This is a genomic window from Emticicia fontis (assembly GCF_054779675.1).
Map to the genome: position 1 here is coordinate 420,642 of NZ_BAAGXU010000066.1, position 21,755 is coordinate 442,396.

Below are 21,755 nucleotides of genomic sequence, written 5' to 3' on the forward strand. Positions count from 1 at the left end.
TTTGATTTATTTCATTAAAATATAGCTATTTTTATCAACCAATCTTTCAACCTCATAAAACAAAACAAGTTCATAACACTTGCGGCTTCAACTTATGAAATACCTGTTTTTTGTATTACTATTTTTATCGGCAGATGTAGTTTTTGCACAACTAGAGGTACAGAATCTTAGCTGTGAATACATGGAAAACCCTGCGGTTGTTGATGCACTGAATCCACGGTTGTCATGGCTTAATGTATCAAAAACTAACGAGAGAGGACAAATACAAACAGCTTATCAGATACGCGTAGCGTCAAGCCGTGCCTTATTGCAAAAGCCTGATTTGTGGGATACGGATAAAATGATGAACGACGAGTCTCATTCGGTTAAATATGCCGGAAAAAATCTACTATCACGTATGACTTGCTACTGGCAGGTGCGGGTATGGGATAAAAACGGCAAGCCATCGGCCTGGAGCACAGTAAACAAATGGCATATGGGATTATTGAACCCAAATGATTGGAAAGCAGAATGGATTGGTGCACCCTGGCAGAATGAAGAAGCTATACCTAAACCCAAAGGCGGACCAGACCAACGTACGCAAATACTACCCCCTCCTGCCCCATTATTAAGAAAAACCTTTAAAGCACCTAAAAAAATCAAAAGTGCGATTGCCTATACTACTGGCTTGGGCTATTTTGAATTTTATGTAAATGGGAAAAAAGCATCCGACGATTATCTGGTGCCTAACCAGACCAATTATGGTAAACGTCCACAATTGCCTGATGCTTATATTTCATTGCCTGATGAGTTTAAAGATTATCGGGTCATGTATCTGGCTTATGATATTACCACCAAACTACAAACAGGCAATAATGTAATTGGCGCGATTTTAGGCAATGGTTTTTATAATGCCCCTAAATTCTGGACAGCTTCCTATGGTTCTCCCCGCTTCATTGCGCAAGTCCATATTGTTTATGCAGATAATACCGAAGAGGTGATTGTTTCAGACAAAAGCTGGAAGGCTGCGAAATCGGCAATTATTTCAGATTTAGTGTATGATGGCGAGCTATATGATGCCCGTCAGGAACAGCCTGATTGGTGTAAGGTGGGTTTTAATGATAGTCATTGGGAAAATGTGATTAACAGAGCTGCGCCATTTGGCAAAATGTCTGCACATACCGCTCCTACTGATAAAATCACCAAAGTTTATCAACCAACTAAAATTGAGAAGCTGGCTAATGGTAATTACAAAGTCTCATTTCCTGAAGAAATTTCCGGGTGGGTACGTTTAAAAAATGTAACTGCTCCGGCTGGGCATACCATCAAAATTACCTTCAATGCGAATCAGTATTCAGGCGAGAATACCTATACTTTCAGCGGAAAACCGAATGCTAGTTATGCTCCCCGGTTTAATTGGTTTGTGTTTAGCGGGGTAGAAATCAGCAACTGGAAAGGCGAACTGAATCTAGAAAATATACAGGCAGAAGCCGTGAACACGGCCGTAAAAGAATCAGCCACGTTTGAGACTTCCAATAAACTTTTCAATCAGATTAACCAGATCTGGAAACGCTCACAGCTAGACAATATGCACGGAGGCATTGCATCCGATTGTCCGCATCGGGAGCGTTCGGGTTATACCGGTGACGCGCAAGTGGCCTGCCATACTGTGATGAGTAATTTTGAAGTAAAGGCTTTTTACAAGAAATGGATTCGGGATATGATGGATGCGCAGATTCCGTCTACAGGCTATATTCCTAACGGAGCTCCCTGGCAGCCCGGTTGTGGGGGTGGCGTAGCCTGGGGTGCGGCGATTAGTATCATTCCTTATGAATTTTATAAACAATATAATGATATAGATGTATTGGCAGACAACTATGAAGGAATGACTGGCTATATTAAATACATGCAAACGTGGGTTAATGAGAAAGGCATTATGCACTCCAGGCGAGTTGGCCACGATGGCAAGCCGCTACAATGGTGGAATCTGGGCGAATGGGCTGGTGTGGGTACACTACCGCCTGATGAACTGGTGCATACTTTTTATTTATGGTATTGTGCTGATATTACGGCTAAAGTGGCGGCAATTCTGAATAAGCCACAAGACGTTATATTGTATCAGGAAATAGCTGATAAAACCCGTCAGGCATTTTTAACTACTTTCTACGATAAACAAAAAGGTACTTTTGGTAAATATGGAGCTAATATCTTTGCCTTAAGAATGGGTGTAGATAAAGACCAATATCCTGGCGTAGTTGAAGCTTTGAAAAAAGATATTGCAGCGGCTGGTGGGCATCTGGATACAGGTATATTCGGTACGCGTTTCTTCTTTGAAGTATTGGCTGATAATGGCCTTAACGATTTAGCTTATAATGCCATGAATAAAACTACTGCCCCAAGCTTTGGTAGTTGGATAAGCCAAGGGAGCACTACTACCCGCGAAGAATGGAATAATGAGGGCTCGCATAATCATCCGATGTTTGGGGGTGCTTTGAGTTGGTTTTATACCCGATTGGCTGGTATGCACACTTCTGAAAGCAAAGTGGGTTATAAAGAAATCATCTTTAAGCCCATACTTGTTGCAGACCTGACCTCAGCGCAATATTTTACTGAAATCGTGCAAGGCAAAGCAGGTATTAGCTGGAAAAATAATCCGAATAGCTTTGATATGAATGTAAAAGTACCTATAGGTAGCATGGCTATTGTGTATATTCCATCAGCGCTTAATCAGAAGATTACAGAGAATAATCTGGATTTGAAGAATCGTAAAGACATTGAGGTTTTGAACTTTGAGGTTGGCTATAGGATAATAAAAGTTGGAAGTGGCGATTATTCTTTCAGGGTGGTGAAGTGATTGTTGTTTTAGAAAGGTAATTTACTCTTGATTAAATGGATGATGCGCGGAAACGTTTTGGCTAAAGCCAATTTGGATTTTTATCTTTGTTTTACCCCAGCTAAAGCCGGGCGGATGCCGGGCGGGGCTATGGAATCAATTGCCACCTGCTTTAGTGGTTAATAAATTACCAGAATGCATTTTGGCTTTAGCCAAACTTTTTGGAGAACGATTATTTCTTGAAATCTAATAAAATGGAGTAAAACGAAAAACAAACATCCATATTGGCTTTAGCGGACGCTGAGGACGCCTAGTCGCGCGGCCAAATATTTTTAATATTGGCACCTGATGAATCGTCCTATATGCCATCTCCACAAAATTTTCATTGCCTACCTCAATTATATTCCGTATTTTTAACTTTTACCTTATTTGTCAGGAAAATCTAGTGCTTGCCTTTTAAGGCATCTTTATTTACTTTTATTTATGCGTTATTCTTACTATTTTCTTACTTTCCTCTTCATTATTCTTACACGCAGCAACTCTTTTGCTCAGGCCGGGTCACAGGATTCTATCAAATATTATCAGCAACGATTATCTCTTCAAACCAAACCAGAAGAAAGGGCTGTATTTCTGGCAAAATTGACCTGGTTTTATAGTGAAACAGGTGAGTTTGAAAAAGCGATGAATTCGGCGACGGAAGCCATTCCGATTCTTGAAAAAGCCAAAAATTATGAACAACTATCAAGAACTTATTCTGCTCTTGCTCAGGTTTTTCAATACCAGAACGATTTTCGCAAATCGAATGAATATTCAGCAAAGGCATTACAAACCATACGCTTAACTAATAATAAAAATCTGATTGTTACCGCTACAATGAACTATGCTGTAGGTTTAAGTGACAATAAGAAGTTTCATGAATCAATCAAAGTTTTCAATGACGCCCTGAAAATGGCTATTGAGATAAAAGATAGTGTTTTAATCAGATACCTATACCTGAATATAGCCAGTGCTTATTATGATGGAGGAGACTACGATAAAATAGTTCCCCCAGTTACCTTAGGACTTAAAATGTCACGCGATGCAAATGATGTTGGAGGAATTCTGAGAGGAGAAGCCATTCTTGGCGCGGCTTTAATCAGACAAAAGAAGTTTGATGAAGCCGATGAACATTTTAAAAAAGCAGAGGCTTTATTGCCTGAAATAGCCTCGCCTTACTATGACCGTCAAATGGCTTTTATCCGTACAGAATGGGCAGAGCTACAAGGCAATTATAAAGAAGCCTTTCAGTATCAGAAAAAATTCTACGAGGTAGATACTTTATTGGTCAATACAGAAAATAAGCAGAAGGTAGGTGAATTGGAAACCCGACTACGTATGAATGAAAAAGAGTTGGAGAATACTAATCTACAAAATGAATTGAACCAGCAAAAATGGCTCTTTATTGGAGGTACGGTTGTTTTGGGACTTTTAGTGGCTGTATTCTATTTACAGAGGAAAAGTCTTGCACAAAAACATGATTTATTACAGACACAACATAAGCTTTCAGCGGCTGAACTTTCTTTGGTACAAAGTCAATTGGAGTCTTTTGCCGATACCGTTAGTGAGAAAAACCAATTGATTAACCAATTTGAAAATGAGCTGAAAGATTTAAAACTTAAGGACACGGAATCTACTCATACCCTGCTCGACCAGATTAATCAGGCGCGTATTCTTACCGATGAACAATGGCAGGATTTCAGATTGAAATTTGAGAAACTTCACCCGCAATTTATTACCCGTTTACACCAGCAAAATCCTAATCTGACTGATACTGAAATTCAGATGGCTTGTATGATTCGCCTCAATTTCACTAATAATCAGGTGGCTGGCATGTTGGGTATCTCTAACGAAAGTGTAACAAAAAACAGATATCGGCTTAGAAAAAAAATCGACCAGAGCGACTTAAACACCTATCTATCAGCAATTTAATACATTGTCCATATTTTGTCCATATACGTTTTTTCTCATTTTACTCATTCAGGTGTAAGTTTGAACCAGAATTTCGATTGAGACCTCATTCAATCTTGTTCTGATAACCTTATGCACATTACCCTTTAACATCTCTATCAAATCCGGATTGATAAACGGATATTAATGGGCTGCGTAATAAGATTTAATTGTATCTAACTAACAAATTTTACAAACGCCTAAAATGAAACCCATGAAAAAAATCGTACTAGCCTCTCTATTCTCTTTCAGTTTTTTTCTTAGCCAAGCTCAAAGCGCTCTTGATGTAGAAGAAGGTAAACCAGTTGTCAGCAACGGCATTGAATACAACTATGCCATTACCAATGCACGTGATGAAGATACTTATTCGCGCTACGAAGTAACCATCAAAGCACAAAACAAAAGCGGTTGTCAGTTGATTTATCTGAAGAACGACAACATTACCAATATATTCGATGGTGATCCTTCGGTAATTGCCCGCTTCGAATGTCTGAATGCTACTGGAAAACGTCTTACTTCTAAAGGCGCAAATCTGAAAGCACGTCCGTTTACTGTTCCTTATAACCAACCTGAGAAATCGGCCGATGGTAAAACTACTTACCGAATGGTACGCGTACAAGGTGGTTTCTTATTGAAAAATGGCAGCAGTGTATCGAACGATTTGATTGTGATTGTACCGAAAGGTGAAAAACCTCGCTTCAAAATCAATATCCAGAATTTTTCAGAACTAACCACCGAATAATTTCTACGAGTAGGTTTAAATCTATGCTTTTGGGTAGCTGTTGTGCAGTTAGCAAACAATAATTAAACCTACTCTGTCCTTTGTCCTATAACCATCACCTCCCACTAAAAAGTACCTTATGAAATCTAAATACTTATTATACATATCCCTATTATTTGCATCGTTTCAATTAAATGCCCAGACAGGTCCTCAGCCGTCTTCCATGAAGTGGAAATACGTTGAAAATGATAAAGTAAAAGTAATTTTCCCTGAGAATAGCCAAGCAGAAGCCATGCGTATTGCTGATTTGGTTACCTACGTCAATAAAAACGCAACCGTATCAGTCGGCAATAAAAGTAAGAAACTGGATATTCTATTGAATACCAACAATGCCGAAGGCAATGGCTACGTAGCTTTATCGCCCTATCGTAGTGAGTTTTATGCCACAGGTTTTCAGGATTTCAATGCCTTAGGTTCTATGGATTGGCTTGATGCTCTGGCCATTCACGAATACCGCCATGCCTTGCAGTACAGTAACGGTAGAAGAGGTTTTACCAAATTTCTCTACTTGCTGCAAGGGCAATCAGGCTGGGGATTAGGAATTAATTTTTCCATTCCTGACTGGTATTTTGAAGGGGATGCCGTATTGGCCGAAACCGTATTAAGCGGAGCAGGACGTGGTAGAACCCCAAGTTTCTTCGACGAGCAAAGAGCATTGCTATTGAGTGAAAAAAATTACACCTATTTACAGGCCCGCAATGGTTCGTTCAAGAAACTATTACCTAATCATTATCCTTTAGGTTATGCGATGCTGAACTATGGCCGTAATCATTTCGGGCCTGAAATGTGGCCTAAAGTATTGGCAGATGCAGGTAGATACCGCACTATTCTCTACCCATTTGCCGGAGCTTTAAGAAGACACACCAAAATAGGTGTCAACAAAATGTATAGACTGGCTTATCAGGAAATGAAAGAGAACTGGGAGAATGAGCTTAGATTCATACAATTGACGCTTACTAATCCTATTACGCCCTTACCTAAAAGAACGGTTACCAATTATACATTCCCGCATTGGTTAGAAGACGGCAGCATTCTTTGTATTAAAAGTAGTTTTAAACAAATATCTGCTTTGTATCAGATTAAAGATGGTAAACAAAAATACCTTACTCCTATTGGTGCCGCAACCGAGGGTTATTTAGGAGTGAATAACAATAAAGTTGCCTGGACAGAAATGCGTAAAGATGCTCGTAGGGATGCTGTGATTTATAGTGTTATTATGAGTTATGATTTGCAAACAGGTCACAGAACACAGGTAACCCAAAAAAGTAAGTTCTTTAGTCCACAATTCTCGTCGACAGGAGATAGAATCGTAGCTGTTAAGGCTGATGAAAACATCAATAACGAGATATGCATTATTTCTCCAAGCAACGGTAATATTATCAGCACCATTCCGAATCCGGAAAACGATTTTATTTCTTATCCGAAATGGACAAACGATGATGCTTCGATTGTGTATCTCGCTAAAAGGAAATCGAAAATTGCTATGCTGAAATATGATTTAGCCAGCAAACAAACAACTGAACTGACCCCGTGGACTACACATACCATGAGTGGCCTTTCTATCAGTGATAACCGTGTGGTTTTTGGAGCCTCATTCAGCGGTATTAATAATATCTATGCCGTAAATCTGAATGGAGACAAGAAGATTGAACAATTGAGCTCAGTACGAATAGGTGCTACCTTGCCTGCTATATCGAAAGATGAGAAAAAACTGGCCATGGTAGAAATGACAGCTATGGGCAGACAACTCACCCAATTGGATGTAAAAAGCATTGGAAGTCCAAAACTCGCAGAGCCTGTTGATATGGAACGTTTTCACGTAAAAACTACCGAAATCGAGCATAATATCCAGTATCAACCTATGGAAAATACTTATCAGATAAAGAACTATAAAGGGCTTTTGAGAGGAGTGAAACTGCATAGCTGGAATTTTGGTAGCAGCGATGGCCGCAATGTAAGCGTTGGCATTCAGTTGGGCAATATCTTAAATGACTTTACGGGAATAGTTGGAGCACAATACAATTATAACGAAAAAACGGTACGTATTTCAGGAGGTTTTGATTATGGTAGATTCTTCTTACCGCTTTCGTTCAGAGTAAGCGCCGGAGATAGAGCCAATGCCGTATTCTTAAACCCTAATTTCATAGGTACGTTATCTTATAAACAAGCAGATGTTAATGTAGGCTTATCATTACCACTTAGCTGGATAACAGGTAACTATACCACTAATTTCCGTTTAAGTTCTACTTTCTCAAGTATCAGTACATCTGAATATAAAATACAAGATACGCCTATCTATCATGGATTGGAGTTTAATGCCTTGCAATTCGGCTTAAATTTCTCGAATGTCCGCAGAAAAGCCAAACAGAATCTGGTAAATAAATGGTCGCAAAGTCTGGCGCTTTCTTACCAGAAGTCTATTACGGCCGGAACATCTGCCGAACGTCTGATAGGTTCATTTGGATTAACAACTCCAGGATTCGGCAAAAATCATGGTTTAGAGTTAGCCTTCAGAGGTAAAAAAGAATTACTGAACAACAATTATCTTTTTGAAGACCAGTTCTTACACGCCAGAGGTTATGCAGCTGCTCCCGGAGATGTTGAAACCGTATTAAGTGCCACTTATAGCTTACCGTTATTTAATATAGACCGAGGTTTTGCCGGGATATTCTTTATTAATCGTGCAAGAGCCAATGTATTTTATGACTACGGCAATATTGAAAGAAAGTTTATCGACTTTAAAACTACCCAACGCTCATATGGCGGGGAAGTAATATTTGACATCAAATTATTGAATACGTTAGGGCCATTGGGTTTTGGTTTAAGAAACTCTTTCTTAATCGACACAGACCCGCTAAATCCCACAACAAAGCAAAGGTTTGAATTTTTTGTAGCATCTAATTTATAATGAGGGTTAGATACATAAGGTAAACCAGATTCTGATAGGGCATTGCCTTATCAGAATTTTCACCTTTAAGTCATTCAAACTTTAAGCCGTTTTCTGCCCTTTCAAGACCACCTCATTATCGCCTGCCCATTGGTTCAAGTCTTGTTTTGAGATAGCTGCCGCCATCATTTCAGGGAATAAATCAGGTGTACAGGCAAAAACCGGAATACCTAAATTACCCAGAAATTTGGCATTAGTTGTATCGAAATAAGGTGCACCAGAGTCATCTAATGCTAATAAGCAGATTACCTGAACACCCGACGCACTTAACTCCTCAACTCGTTTACGCATTTGTTGTTCATCTCCACCCTCGCATAAATCGGTAATCATTACCAGAATAGTATCATCCGGCCTGGTGATAATCTGCTGGCAGTATTTCAGGGCTTTGTTTATATCAGTTCCTCCACCTAATTGCACTCCAAATAATAATTCAACGGGGTCTCGCAGGTCTTCAGTTAAATCTACTACCTCAGTGTCAAAAACCACCATCTGGGTTTTAATCATGGGCAAAGAGGTCATGACTGCACCAAAAATACCTGAGTAGACAACCGATTGTCCCATAGAGCCACTCTGGTCAAGGCATAGAACCACATCCTTTAGAGAGCGTTTGATTTTACGTCCATAGCCTATCCGTTCTTCAGGAATAATTGTTTTATACTCTGCCTGATAATGTTTCAGGTTTTTACGGATGGTTGTATTCCAGTCTATCTCATGATAGCGCGGCCGACGGTTGCGGACACTCCGGTTCAATGCCCCCGAAATAGCCTGAATGGTTTTCTGTTGCAGTTTTTCTATCAGCTCATCCACTACCTTCTGCACTACGCGGCGGGCCGTATCTTTGGTTTTAGACGGTATCAGCTTGCCTAGTTCCATCAGCGTAGCCACCAGTTTCACGTCAGGTGTTGCCTGTTCGAGTATCTCCGGTTCAAGCATCATTTTTTGTCTGAGTTCCGGCTGCTTCAAGGCATCATTCTGCATGACCTGCACCACCGTATTCGGAAAATACGTTCTGATGTCGCCCAGCCAACGGGCTACCGACGGACTAGAGGCTTCGCTCCCGCCTTTCCGGTCTTTGCTTTGGCCGTAGTTAAAACCTTTTTTACGTTCAAACTCATAGAGCGCAGCCAGCGCCGCATCAATCTGCGCCTCATTGCCCGAAAGCGTCTGACCTGTTCCGTCTGCTTCATCACCCCCTAGAATCAATCTCCAGCGTGTTAGTATCTCCTGATTCTGCATATCAATTGCTTGGTTTTTTTACCTCATTTTCTTTAAAAAAGCGCATATCAGCCATTACTTCCGAATAGATGATGGGGGGTACTTCTCCGAATGGAATCAGGCGTTCGTCTGTTTCTTTATCGGGTTCATCATAGATGTAGTTTCCGAATTTAACCGACTTGTTATTCACAAACATCAGATTGCCCAGTTCGGCATTTTCTTCGTAGTAGCCCACGCCTAATGTACCCTCCTGCATAATAATGGCGGTCATACCCAGGGCTGAAAAATCTTTAAAATAACTGGTAATACCACCGCCATCCACTACCGAACCACGATTCCAGCCCAGCTTTTCCATTTTGCTCACAAAGCCATATCCTCCATATTGCACGCCCTTGAATTCATTACTCAGTCTGAGCGTTTTCTGTGCATCTTCCAGCAATATTACCGGACGGTTGAGTTGCGGAAAAATAGGTTCTATGTCAGCATCAGAGACATTTGCAGACCAATAATCGATTGACTCTTGTGTCAATGAAATCGGGTGTACCATACCAATCTCAACACCGTCTTCCAATTCAATTTCATCTCCTTCTTCGTTCACCAAGGTCTGGTCTTCCTGACAACGGAATGTATAGACCAATTGATTATTTTCATACACGCCCCAGATTAACCGGATGGCATACGCAAACATCACCGGATTGCCCATAAAAAAGGCTTGCCATTTATCGGCAGTCCACTTTCGTTGAATAACCAGATATTGCTCCAAACGACTTGATTGAGATTTCACAATATCCTTGATCTCCTTCGCAATCTCTTTAAATTCTTCTTGTAGTTCTTTTGAAGTTCCTTTCGGCAGAGACTTTAGTAGTTTACTATCTTCATTCAGAAAAGCAATTTTAAAATCATTATTGACAAAAGCTCTGTAAGGCTCTCCATTCACCTCAAATTCTTTAAACAGCCCGGTAAATCCAAAATCAGGGATAATGGAATCGGCTAATTCATAAGGGTGTATGTCCAGTTCTTCGGCAACCAGCACAAAAGCTTCATTTGCTGCTGCACCAATATTTTTATATTTGCTTTTATACTTACGCGAGAAAAACTCAACTGCCCGCAAGGCTTTATTTGAGCCATTAAGTGCGATGGCTTTTACGGCATATTCTCCCATTTTCCCACGCCCTGCATCCGACCATTGCACTACCTTGTTTTTCAATACCCCTATTTCGTCATCGTCTCCCAGCATTGAGGCTAAAGTCAGACAAAATTTATACTTAGCGTCCACATTATTATTCAAATACGCATTCAGAAGCGCTTGGGCAAAAGGCTGGCTTTTGGTTTTATCAATAAAATCAAGCAAAGGCTTGGCTTCTATGTCTATCCGGATATCTTTGGCTCTGCTCTGGCGATAAAACAAAAACCGGATGGTTTCAGCCGAGCATTCTTCACCTGATAGCCAATACAATTTCGGTAGTTTTGCTTCATCGAGCCAAGGCTCAAGTGGTTGACTTAGTTTGCTGCGTTTGGCTGCTTTTTCGATAGTTACTTTTATTTCATCTATATTTTCCGGGGAAGATAATACGCCTGTCAGGCTTTGAAGCATTACATCGCGGGCATCGTCGTTTGTTTCATTATCTAATGTTTCCAGCAAAATGGCTTTTGCTTTATCTGTTTTGATCAGAGAAAGTATTAAAGCACCTGTCTGACGGATTTCTCCTTTTTTGTCATTCAATAATGCGGTTGCTTCCGGTATGGCTCTCTCGCCTTGTTTGGCAATAAAAACGGCCGCTACCTCCCGCACTTTTTTTAATTTACTATAACAAAGTTCTATTAGCTTATACTTATAAAGGTCGAAATCGATATTGAGGAGGTATTTGAATACTTCTTTCATATATCCATCAAACTCATAACTAGGATCTACTTTGAACCCCTCTGTAATCAGATACGGATAAAAAGCTTCCTTATAATGCGTTACGAATAAATCAAGGAGTTCTCTTTTTAAATATGCAGCCTCATAAGCGCCAAATAGTTCTGCAATATAAGGCAATACCTCTTCACTCGAATCTAATATCCTTTTGCTATGCAAGCATACGAGAAAACAATACCCGATTCTTTTTCCTGACTCATCCAGGATCTGTATATTACGCTCCCGGTAATCTGATCTTTTTTGAAGCACCAGCGTTTTAGCAGCATTCAGATACATAAACGAGAACCGATTCGCCTCAGTTTTATATTTTCCGGGAAGGTATTTTATCAACAACTCTGTTAAATAATGAATGGCTTCCGGGCTATCTAATTCTGCAAGTTTTGCCATAATATACGGCTCATACTTGAAAGGATTATTTTCAAGAAGGACTTCAACATTTAACCACGAAACATATTTAAGCCCTATATAATCTGTGCGGATATTGATAAAATCTGATAGCACATGGTCTGCCAGCGCAACATTATGCGCAAGCATAAATTTTAGTAACCGATGCTCGATTTGCTCGTCACTCACCAATCTGAAAACACCCTTATAGTTCTTTACCAATGCCCCTGCCAAATACCTGCCTGCCGATGATAATTTTCCATCAATCATCCATGACTCGCCTGAAAGTCTGTTTGCTACGCCCACTAAAAGATCCTTTTCATTGAGTTGGTATCTTTGCCAGTATTCCAGCATTTTGTCTATGACACCTTCGGGATATGCATACTCTTTTCTAAGCTGCAAAGCGAGATAGTTAAACAAGTGGCCCATAAGGCTCAGTTGCTGGTACTTAGGATGTGTGATAAAAAACAGCAATCGTTCATCAGCCTCTTCCCATTCATTAAAAGGATTGAATAATCTACAAACACCCTCTGTGATAGCCCACATATACACGTTTACCAAGGTGGTAGGAAAAGGAGCTTGGTTATCAGTAATATAGGCTATTATTTCCTCGCCCAACTCGCTTGCGCCTTTACTCCAACGGTCATTGGCTATATTATTTCTAAATTCGGTTATTCGGTCTTCTCTATCAGTCATGTGTATTTTCTTTTTTAGTTGATATTTAATAATTCAGCAATGGTATTTAATACGCCTTCGGTGCGTTCAATATTAAAGTTTTTAGCTTCTTCGTGGTCTTCTACTACCACGTTGGCTATTGAGATACCTTTTTTGGCTTTTTCACCTAATTGTCTGCGTTCGGCTACTTCAAATTTGGAGAATGTCCGGCGCATGATAGGTAAAAGTTCAATGAACGAATCGCCTTGTAGCTCGGCTACCCATTTGTATAGTAAATTCCAGAGGGTATTATCCAATAGCAAAATCATGCTGCTGCCTTTCAGGAAGCCTTCAAGCCATCCGGCTGAATAAATAGCCGATTGTCCTGTTGATAAGGCTAAACCAAATTGTTTAGCAGTTTCCTGTTCGTCTATCCGCTTTACATCAAACAATAAACGGCAGGTACAACCCGTAATAATCGGGTGAACTCCTTGTTTATCCAATAATTCAAACAAGGCTTTTTGCCATACCTGTGTCAAAGTATCAGTTTCTAATAGGCGAACAGCTTCGTTTACCTGTTTGATATTCTCAAACATCTGTTCAGAAGTAGCCTCATCTAAACCATAGCAAGCGTTAGCCAGACCAATCGAAATGCGGGTGATAAAGCCTTCTACCAAAGTATTGATGGTAGAAAGGTCTGTTTTACGCACATTACCATATCGACTGACACTTGCCAAAGGCACAACTGTTTTCATCAGTTCGGCAATATCGGCTGAGATACTGGCTATTTCGTTGAGCTTAAATAGCAGTTTTTCGATACAGACAAAAAGCTCGGCAGGAATGGCTTGTTGAATGAATACAGCTAACTCAGCAATGGACTGCGAGCGTTGGGCTTTATCTAGTAAATAAGTGGTTGCTGCGGTTTCAATGCCATTGCCCCAGATGCTTTTCTCTATCAAGTCAATCAGCATTTCCGGCTCCCATTTCAATCGCCATGCTTCTTTGAATGTACCTTTTGAGCGAGCATAGGCACGCTTGCCCCAAGGTATATCTAAGGCTTCTAAACGATAAAGGAATATACTACGGTTGAGGTCTAATTCTTTTCTTAAATCCAGTTCAAAGTCTTTCCAATCGGCAGATAGAGGCAGGCGTAATTTACGGGCAATTTCTTCGAAGTTTTCCTGTAGCGGGTGTTTGGGTAATTCTTTAGGTACTTTGCCCATTACATTCGCCACAATCAATTCCTGCTTTACCAATTCAAGCAGGATATTATCACCCATACACATCACGGACAAGGTAGCTTCGGAAAGCTCATACAAACCCGGACGAGATAGATTTCTCAATGCCGATAAAGACTCTGCCAGACGAAAAGTTTCTATCACATGAGCCGTAGAAATATCCATCTTTTTATTACGAAACAAACGGGCTACTTTAGAAAGCCAACGAATACCCATATCGTCAGGATATTTCCATAAATGCCTGTACCAACCCGGTGAGGTGATACCCGCACCGTATCCGCTGAACATCGATAGACGCGCATTAGTCCACGGTACCCAGGTTGTGCCGACTTTTATTTTGGTTTTAGGCAGGCCTTTGAAAATTTTGGTATCGCCCTTGGCTGTTGTTTCGAGGTCTCTTAATACGGGTGCGTGCCAAGCGCCACAAATCACGACGATAGTCGAATACATTTCGTTCTGCGCCTTTCGGATGATTTCGCGCATATACGCCTCCCGATAGACATTTTCAACTTCCAGCGATGAAGGAATCTGTGCTTCACGCAGGTTTTCCATCATCAGCATGATGCTTTCAAAATGGTCTTCGGCATTGGCTGAGGAATATTTTTGCTCAAACTGATGCTCCCACCATAATTCACTATCGGTATAGCCCGCTATTTCTACGAAGTATGCAATGGGTTCTTTTCGGGGTATAGCAAGAAATTGTTCGGTTATTTCTTCCGTTAATTCCTCAATTCTCTGCTCTTCTTCGTTTTTTTCAATCCGGCTTTGTTCTTTTTCTGCTTCTGATTTTCGTCTTGCCTCCTCTTTATCAATATCTAATTGATAGCTGATTGCCAGAGGTAAATCAAGCATTCTGACAGGTATTCCCTTAGCATTGGCATAAGCAATGCCCTGCCACTCCGGCGAAAATTCAGAAAAAGGATAAAAAACGGCTTGTTTGGGATTGTCTATATTATAGCCTAAGATGGATACCGGAGGTTTCAATCCATTCTGGCCAATCCATGAGACAACTGCGTCTAATTCCGGCGGGCCTTCGACCAAAATCATATCGGGAGATAGCTTTTCGAGCATCGCCAATACATTTTTTGCCGAACCAACCCCATGATGACGGATTCCTAATATATGAATCATGCGCTTTTACAGGGTTATTTCCTTACATGCCCTATACACATCTTTCCACTCTTCGCGGGGCTTTATAACTGTTTCCAGGTATTCATTCCAGACCACTTTGTCTTGTACAGGGTCTTTTACCACAGCCCCTACTAAACCTGCAGCAAGGTCTTGCGAATTAAGTCGACCATCGCCAAAATGAGCAGCTAAAGCCAAGCCACTATTTACTACAGAAATAGCCTCGGCTGTACTCATCGTACCTGTTGGCGTTTTGATTTTCACTTTACCGTCAGCCGTAACTCCAGCTCTTAATTCTCTAAAAATCGTGACAATTCTCTGAATTTCTCTTAAAGCGGGAGCTTCCGCAGGCAATTCTAATGCTTTTGATAAACTATTTACGCGACGTTGCACAATCTCTATTTCTTCTTCCAGTGATTCAGGAACAGGTAAAATAACAGTATTGAAACGGCGTTTTAAGGCGCCAGATAATTCGTTTACGCCTTTATCTCTATTATTGGCAGTGGCTATCACATTAAATCCTTTTATGGCCTGTACTTCTGTGCTTAGTTCAGGAATAGGCATCATTTTTTCAGACAATATCGTAATGAGCGTATCCTGCACATCAGCTGTGATACGGGTCAATTCTTCAATGCGGGCTATTCTGCCTTCTTTCATGGCTTTCATCATGGGTGTTACTACCAGGGCATTTTCACTTGGGCCTTCTGCTAATAATCTGGCGTAGTTCCAACCATAACGAATGGCTTCTTCGCCTGTGCCTGCTGTCCCCTGAACCAATAAAGTAGAATTGCCAGAAATAGCCGCTGCCAGATGCTCAGCTACCCATGATTTTGCCGTTCCGGGTAAACCATATAACAATAGGGCTCTATCGGTTGTGAGTGTTGCCACGGCAATCTCCATCAATCGACGGCTGCCTATATATTTAGGACTGATTTCAAAACCATTTTTAAGTTTTCCTCCCACCAGATAAGTAACTACCGACTGAGGAGACATCAACCAGTTGGGCGGAAGTTTATTGGTGCTTCCGACAGCTTTATCCTGCTTTTTTAATTCATCTAATTCTTCAGCAAACTGAATTTCGGCATATTGACGTAAAGCATTCATTCTGTTTTTATTTTTGGTTTTATGGACTTGGTATATTTTAAAGACGCTCGATTTCTGCCAGCGTATCAAACGCTTGCAGTAGCGGCACGACTATTTTTTCTTTATATTGATTATGCTGCCAGTCTACGGCGTTTGATTGCAAAACACCATTCAAGTAATTGCTGGTCTGTGGGTGAAAGCTCCGGCATAGTTCCAGGATAAACGGGGCGTAATAATTAGCCTGATAATAATTGGTCTGATCGGGCTTGATACTTTCTAATATCTTCTGGCTAAACTCTGCCGACCATGAGAGTTGACTTAAGGCTTCCAGTTTTCTATTGGTCTCTTCGTAGTTCTGCCATTTTACTTCTGTCAGAAATTCCTTTTCTTCAGGTGTAGTTTCAGGGAGCATTTTCTTAAACAAACTACCCAGAAAACTTGATTTTTCTTTAACTGGCTGGCTTTTACCTTTCAATTTTTCTATTTTTTGCAGAAGCGATTCAACTATCGCTAATATTTCTTTATTAATAGCCTTTTCCAGATTTTTATCTGCCTTTAAAGTACTTTTTACTTCTTGCAGAAATGATTCTTCTTCTATAGTCAATTGTTTTTCAAGCATCAATAAGAAATCTTTCCGGTCTTTGGCTGTTTCTTCAGACCATGAGGCTTTCAGCCATTCAAAAGCTTTACCCGGCTCATTTTTTCTCGTGATTTCAAATGCTTCTCTGCGTTCGGCAATTCTACCTTCTTGCCAGCCTTTTTCTTCGTATAAAGGCCGTGCATACTGCCAGTTTTCATTAAACTGAATGAGCCACTCGCCTCTTTTACCAATAGTTTTCCTGATATTTTCTCTGATAAATCTGGCCTTTTTATCAGTACCTAAATCAAGGATTGTAACCAGCATATCAGACGGTAAAACCCAGTTATTGGTGATTGTTTTTTCCATCCAGAAAGAAAACAGTGCAATATTGAGCGGATTCTGATTGAGTAGCTTTTTTAATACGACAATTGCTTCCTGACTGCAATAAGTCTGTATTTCTTCTTCGGCAGGTACAATGGCAGGCATTACACTATTGTCAACCTCTTCCCCGGCTTTTTTGTAAGCAAGCATCAGGGTTGCTGCTTTCATAAAATAGCCCTCCCGTTCGGTGGCATCGACATTTATCAGTTTTTCCTGAATTTTTTTGGGTAATATATCTGCTGATAAGGGTAATTTTTCAGTACCCAACAAAGCAGTATTTACAAATTGTTTCCAGGCTTCCATAGGCAATAAGGTTTACTTCAGCAGTTGATAGGTTCGTGTAGATTGGTTCATAATTCCTAATGGCAGGATAGTATTTCCGGTTCTTACCAGAAATAAATCTACAGGTCTTCCGCCAGTAAGTGCCAATAAATGCAAAATACGCTTATCAGTAAAAGACGAATGCAAAGGCATCAGCGCTCCTACTGAATCTTTTAAAAACCATTGGGTATTGTTTACGACCAATACTAATTGTTCGACCAGATAAGGCATATCGTCCAGCCAGGGGTTTACTGCCAGTTGTTGGGCAAAAGTAGCCTGCATGGCATCCCAATTATTGAAAACACCCCCGGAAGAAAATGTATCAATACTGTTTTTATTATTTCCCTGGTCTTTCAAGATAGCTCTGAATGGCGCATTGGATGGATAAAATATCAATGTAGTATAGACAAAACCACCAACCATGAGCAGGTTAGGCATGGGAGTATTTTTATAAGCGAAATTCAGGATTAAGGCATATTTGCCTGTTTGACAACCATATAACCAATTGCGTTGAATCGTAATGTCTTCTTCTGTTTCGGTTTGTCTGCCTATGACCAGCCAGTTGTCTTTTATTGAATTAGTGTCGTTTCCTTCGGCCAATAAGTCTTTTTGTGAGACATTCCAGCCCATTCTGTTTTTAATATCTTCCTGCCAGAGTGGGGGTAGCTTGTCGAGATTTTTGAAAGACTCCAATAAAAGATAAATATCTACTGCTAAAGCTAAGGATTCTGTTTGCCAGGTATTTCCCTGATAAAAGTTGATTTTATTAAAGCCTCGCACGAGATTGGCCAATCCGGTAGCCTGCGCATCTACCATACGGGCAGCCGTTTTTTCAAAGAAAGCATTTCCTTTTTCAGGGAGTGAAAGCAAGCCAGTTCTTATAAGGTCTTTTAACCAAAGGTCTAATTCAGCCACGCCCGCTTCTACTTTCAGTTGGCGCTCATTCTGGCGTTTTTCTTTGTCTTTGGCTTGTTTTTCTGTTTTCTTTGAATCTTCTTCGGGCTGATTTTCTTTTTCGGCTTTGGTCTCGGCCTTGTCTACCCTTTTACTGATCCAGTCGTTGACCCATGCAGGTTCTGCTACCCCTTGCTTGATGGTATCGGCATTGCGGGCAAAAATAAATAGTAGGCCTAAGCCATGTTTACAAGGAAATTTCCGACTTGGACAAGAGCATTTGAAAGCAATATTCTGGAGGTCGATCTGGGTGCGATACGGGTCTTTGCCACTGCCTTGTACTTCTCCCCAAAGTACGCGTTCGTTTCTGTTGAAGGATACCCATTTTCGTTCATTAGCTAAATCTTTTCCCGATTTCAGAGAAGCAGCGTCTGGAGCAAGTTGTGTTACCTGGTCTTCTGTAAATTGACTCATAAATTATCGTAGCAATAATTTAATTAGCTAAAACAATAGCTTTAAGGTTGATGGATACTGATATAACGCAAAAACTATATACCCTCAGTATAATTCTGGTTTTAAAATGTAGGTAAAAAAAATCGTTCCCGGCTTTTATTTAAGCAGAAAATACTTCCTGGTTTTAGCAAAACATCAGATTCAAATATACCAGTTTTTATTCGTATATACTAGTAAGTATTGGCTTATTTTATGAAACAAATGGCTGAAAAATTTCAGCCATTTGCTATTAATTTTATTCTTTCAAAACACCTACAGGGCGAACATTTTTTCCTTGTCTTTTCTGTAAATTATCACCCAGATCTTCCCTTGCCATTTCGGCTACTTTCTGGAGTTCTTCTACAATGGCAGGATTTTGTTCTTTTACATCGTATTCTTCGCCTGCATCACGTCTTAAATCATAGAGTGCCAGTGGTACTTCTATATTTCCATACTTGCCTCCATAACCATCATTGCCCGGTAAAACCGTTTCGTAAGTTCGTTCTACTTTATGAGGTAACATTAGTTTCCAGTTATCACGACGAACAGCTCTTAATTCGTTATCGGCATAATAGTAATAAAAATATTTACGAGGGGCTTCATTGACATTTCCCCTCATTAAAGAAAGAATATCAACGCCGTCAATTTTACGGTCGGGTAAATTTGTTCCACAGATACGAGCTAAAGTTGGGAAAATATCTATCGTAGAGGTCAATTGGTTACAGATTACGCCTTCGGGGATTGTGCCTTTCCAACGCATCAGACAAGGTACGCGCTGACCACCTTCAAATACGGTACCTTTGCCCTCTCTGAATCCACCTGCTGAACCTGCGTGGTTTCCAAAGTTGAGCCATGGGCCGTTATCACTTGTAAAGATTACTAAGGTATTTTTGTCCAGACCATTTTCTTTTAAAGTTTTCATGATTTGCCCGACTGACCAGTCTACTTCCATCATTACATCACCAAATAAGCCTTGTTTACTTTTTCCTTTGAATTTAGCTGATACGCCCAGTGGCACGTGTACCATTGAATGAGGCAGGTATAAGAAGAAAGGTTTGTTCCGATTTTTTTTAATGAAACCTATTGCTCTTTCAGTATATTTAGTAGTCAATCCGTCTTGTCCTGATAAATCAGTAATCGTTTCTTTTTGTTCGTTTCCTTCAATTAAGGGCAAAGTAGGGTAGGTTTTCTTACGATAATCGTTTTCATCTGTAATAGGCTTGCCATCAAAACCCACAGGCCACATATCATTTGAGTACGGAATGCCCAGATACTCATCAAAGCCTTGTTGTAGCGGTAAGAATTGTTTATGATGGCCTAAGTGCCATTTACCAAAAATACCTGTGGCATAGCCTTTTTGTTTCAGCATTTCAGCAATCGTCACTTCATCGGTATTCAATCCGATTTTTTGTGCAGGATTCAAAGCTCCGGCAATACCTACTCTATTTGGATAACAGCCTGTCATTAATGCGGCCCTTGAAGCACTACAAACGGCTTGTGCGGCCAGGAAGTTAGTAAAACGGATACCTTCGAAACCTAATTTATCAATATTGGGGGTCTGATAATCTAAAGCTCCTGTACTATTTAAATCGCCATAACCCATATCATCCATAAAAATCAGGATGATGTTTGGCGTAGATACCACAGCAGGCTTTTTCCATGAACTGGCGCCTATTAAAAAGGTAAGGACTAAGAGTAGAAGAATGTTGGTTCTCATGTATCAGTAGTTGAATAGTTTCGGAGATGCAAGTAAAAAAATAACAGCCACTTTTTCAAATGGCTGTTATGGATATAGGTTATATAGACGGTTTATCGCTGCTTTAAATCAAAAATCTTGTCCATAAAAATCCATTTCTCACCGGGTTTTGCCATCGGTAAGGCTTGTTGGTATTTCCACATCAGATTTTCCCATTCCTGCACTTTCGGATTACTGGCATCCATTTCCGCTTTTCGATCAAACGAAAAATCATCGTCGGTTTCCATAATCATAAACAGCCGATTGCCGATACGATAAATCTCCATACCCGAAATACCTGCCGAAGTAATACTCTCAGCTATTTCAGGACGAATTTTCTCATGATACTTTTCGTATTCGGCTATCATGGTTTCGTCATCCACTAAATCCAGTGCCAGACAATATTTTTTCATAAAAATAAATCGGCTAAGTTATATCAAAGCTCTGTCTAAATGTACATATCCACCATCTACATGAATCAATTGCCCAGTCGTATGGCTCGAACGCTCTGAAAGCAGGAACACCACCATATTGGCAATTTCTTCGGCAGTTGTCATACGGTTTCCTAACGGTATTTTCTCTGTAATTTTCTGCAAAGTTTCTTCCGGATTCGGTAAAGTCTTAATCCATTTGTCATACAAAGGTGTATAACATTCTGCCACTATCACCGCATTTACACGAATACCGTATTTCAACAATTCAACCGCCCATTCACGAGTCAAAGCATTACGGCCACCATTGGCAGCAGCATAGGCTGAAGTTCCTCCCTGCCCTGTTTCAGCAGTTTTAGAGCCGATGTTTACAATGCTTCCTTTGGTTTTCTTTAATTCAGGTAAAGCATGATGTGCTATTAAGTAATAATGTACAAGATTCTTATGTAAAGAAGCCATAAAAGCCTCGTAGCTACCGTTCTCTAGGTTTACGCCATCATTTACTCCGGCATTGTTTACCAAGCCATCTATTCTGCCATATTTGGCAACCACTTGTTCTATGGCTTTACGACATTCTTCCGGGTCGCTCAATTCGGCTGCTACCTGAAACCCATTACCTCCAATGGTTTCTAAAGTTTTTTCATTATCAGCTCCATTTCTGCCAATAATCACAGGAATAGCGCCTTCGTTTGCCAATGCTTTCACAATTCCTTCTCCAATTCCCTTAGCACCACCTGTTACGATGATTATCTTATCGCTTAAATTCAGATTCATA

Annotated in this window: 13 protein-coding genes; 4 read left to right on the forward strand and 9 right to left on the reverse strand. The window is 40.3% G+C overall.

Annotated elements, in window-relative coordinates; genetic code table 11:
- Positions 1-94: 94 nt before the first annotated feature.
- From ACYVFA_RS27185 to ACYVFA_RS27200, 4 genes are all read left to right on the forward strand, one after another.
- Positions 95-2,833, forward strand: a complete 2,739-nt coding sequence (locus ACYVFA_RS27185) for a family 78 glycoside hydrolase catalytic domain (RefSeq protein WP_460475013.1) — start codon at positions 95-97, stop codon at positions 2,831-2,833.
- A gap of 462 nt (positions 2,834-3,295) precedes the next feature.
- Positions 3,296-4,780 (forward strand): hypothetical protein, encoded by a 1,485-nt coding sequence (locus ACYVFA_RS27190; protein ID WP_460475014.1) that lies wholly within the window; start codon positions 3,296-3,298, stop codon positions 4,778-4,780.
- A gap of 232 nt (positions 4,781-5,012) precedes the next feature.
- On the forward strand, positions 5,013-5,540 hold the full coding sequence (locus ACYVFA_RS27195) for an ABC transporter permease (RefSeq protein ID WP_460475015.1): 528 nt from the start codon (positions 5,013-5,015) through the stop codon (positions 5,538-5,540).
- Positions 5,541-5,658: 118 nt separating this feature from the next.
- Positions 5,659-8,487 carry a hypothetical protein gene (locus ACYVFA_RS27200; RefSeq protein WP_460475016.1) on the forward strand — a complete coding sequence of 943 codons (2,829 nt, stop codon included), beginning with the start codon at positions 5,659-5,661 and terminating at the stop codon, positions 8,485-8,487.
- Positions 8,488-8,568: 81 nt separating this feature from the next.
- On the opposite strand, the gene ACYVFA_RS27205 is transcribed toward ACYVFA_RS27200, so the two are convergent.
- The 9 genes from ACYVFA_RS27205 to ACYVFA_RS27245 form a co-directional block, all read right to left on the reverse strand.
- Positions 8,569-9,762, reverse strand: coding sequence for a vWA domain-containing protein (locus ACYVFA_RS27205; RefSeq protein WP_460475017.1), 1,194 nt, complete (start codon positions 9,760-9,762; stop codon positions 8,569-8,571).
- Between the two features lies 1 nt (position 9,763).
- The gene (locus ACYVFA_RS27210; RefSeq protein WP_460475018.1) at positions 9,764-12,739 is read right to left on the reverse strand and encodes a DUF4132 domain-containing protein; all 2,976 of its coding nucleotides are present in this window, start codon (positions 12,737-12,739) and stop codon (positions 9,764-9,766) included.
- Between the two features lie 14 nt (positions 12,740-12,753).
- The gene (locus ACYVFA_RS27215) at positions 12,754-15,066 is read right to left on the reverse strand and encodes a DUF5682 family protein (RefSeq protein ID WP_460475019.1); all 2,313 of its coding nucleotides are present in this window, start codon (positions 15,064-15,066) and stop codon (positions 12,754-12,756) included.
- A gap of 6 nt (positions 15,067-15,072) precedes the next feature.
- Positions 15,073-16,167 carry an ATP-binding protein gene (locus ACYVFA_RS27220; protein ID WP_460475020.1) on the reverse strand — a complete coding sequence of 365 codons (1,095 nt, stop codon included), beginning with the start codon at positions 16,165-16,167 and terminating at the stop codon, positions 15,073-15,075.
- A gap of 37 nt (positions 16,168-16,204) precedes the next feature.
- A complete protein-coding gene (locus tag ACYVFA_RS27225) occupies positions 16,205-17,410 on the reverse strand; it encodes a DUF5691 domain-containing protein (RefSeq protein ID WP_460475021.1) in 1,206 nt (401 codons plus the stop codon).
- Positions 17,411-17,422: 12 nt separating this feature from the next.
- Positions 17,423-18,796: an SWIM zinc finger family protein gene (locus tag ACYVFA_RS27230; protein ID WP_460475022.1), complete on the reverse strand. Its 1,374-nt coding sequence runs from the start codon at positions 18,794-18,796 to the stop codon at positions 17,423-17,425.
- Positions 18,797-19,070: 274 nt separating this feature from the next.
- A complete protein-coding gene (locus ACYVFA_RS27235; protein WP_460475023.1) occupies positions 19,071-20,531 on the reverse strand; it encodes a sulfatase family protein in 1,461 nt (486 codons plus the stop codon).
- A 92-nt stretch (positions 20,532-20,623) separates the two neighbouring features.
- Positions 20,624-20,962, reverse strand: coding sequence for an L-rhamnose mutarotase (locus tag ACYVFA_RS27240; protein WP_460475024.1), 339 nt, complete (start codon positions 20,960-20,962; stop codon positions 20,624-20,626).
- Positions 20,963-20,980: 18 nt separating this feature from the next.
- Positions 20,981-21,754 carry an SDR family oxidoreductase gene (locus tag ACYVFA_RS27245; RefSeq protein ID WP_460475025.1) on the reverse strand — a complete coding sequence of 258 codons (774 nt, stop codon included), beginning with the start codon at positions 21,752-21,754 and terminating at the stop codon, positions 20,981-20,983.
- Position 21,755: the final 1 nt, after the last annotated feature.

What these genes read in the sequence shown, in the direction of transcription:
- ACYVFA_RS27185 (WP_460475013.1), top strand. Translation starts at nt 95, where the DNA reads ATGAAATACCTGTTTTTTGTATTACTATTTTTATCGGCAGATGTAGTT.
- ACYVFA_RS27230 (WP_460475022.1), bottom strand. Translation starts at nt 18,796, where the DNA reads ATGAGTCAATTTACAGAAGACCAGGTAACACAACTTGCTCCAGACGCT.
- ACYVFA_RS27220 (WP_460475020.1), bottom strand. Translation starts at nt 16,167, where the DNA reads ATGAATGCTTTACGTCAATATGCCGAAATTCAGTTTGCTGAAGAATTA.
- ACYVFA_RS27225 (WP_460475021.1), bottom strand. Translation starts at nt 17,410, where the DNA reads ATGGAAGCCTGGAAACAATTTGTAAATACTGCTTTGTTGGGTACTGAA.
- ACYVFA_RS27195 (WP_460475015.1), top strand. Translation starts at nt 5,013, where the DNA reads ATGAAAAAAATCGTACTAGCCTCTCTATTCTCTTTCAGTTTTTTTCTT.
- ACYVFA_RS27240 (WP_460475024.1), bottom strand. Translation starts at nt 20,962, where the DNA reads ATGAAAAAATATTGTCTGGCACTGGATTTAGTGGATGACGAAACCATG.
- ACYVFA_RS27235 (WP_460475023.1), bottom strand. Translation starts at nt 20,531, where the DNA reads ATGAGAACCAACATTCTTCTACTCTTAGTCCTTACCTTTTTAATAGGC.
- ACYVFA_RS27245 (WP_460475025.1), bottom strand. Translation starts at nt 21,754, where the DNA reads ATGAATCTGAATTTAAGCGATAAGATAATCATCGTAACAGGTGGTGCT.
- ACYVFA_RS27215 (WP_460475019.1), bottom strand. Translation starts at nt 15,066, where the DNA reads ATGATTCATATATTAGGAATCCGTCATCATGGGGTTGGTTCGGCAAAA.
- ACYVFA_RS27205 (WP_460475017.1), bottom strand. Translation starts at nt 9,762, where the DNA reads ATGCAGAATCAGGAGATACTAACACGCTGGAGATTGATTCTAGGGGGT.
- ACYVFA_RS27210 (WP_460475018.1), bottom strand. Translation starts at nt 12,739, where the DNA reads ATGACTGATAGAGAAGACCGAATAACCGAATTTAGAAATAATATAGCC.
- ACYVFA_RS27190 (WP_460475014.1), top strand. Translation starts at nt 3,296, where the DNA reads ATGCGTTATTCTTACTATTTTCTTACTTTCCTCTTCATTATTCTTACA.
- ACYVFA_RS27200 (WP_460475016.1), top strand. Translation starts at nt 5,659, where the DNA reads ATGAAATCTAAATACTTATTATACATATCCCTATTATTTGCATCGTTT.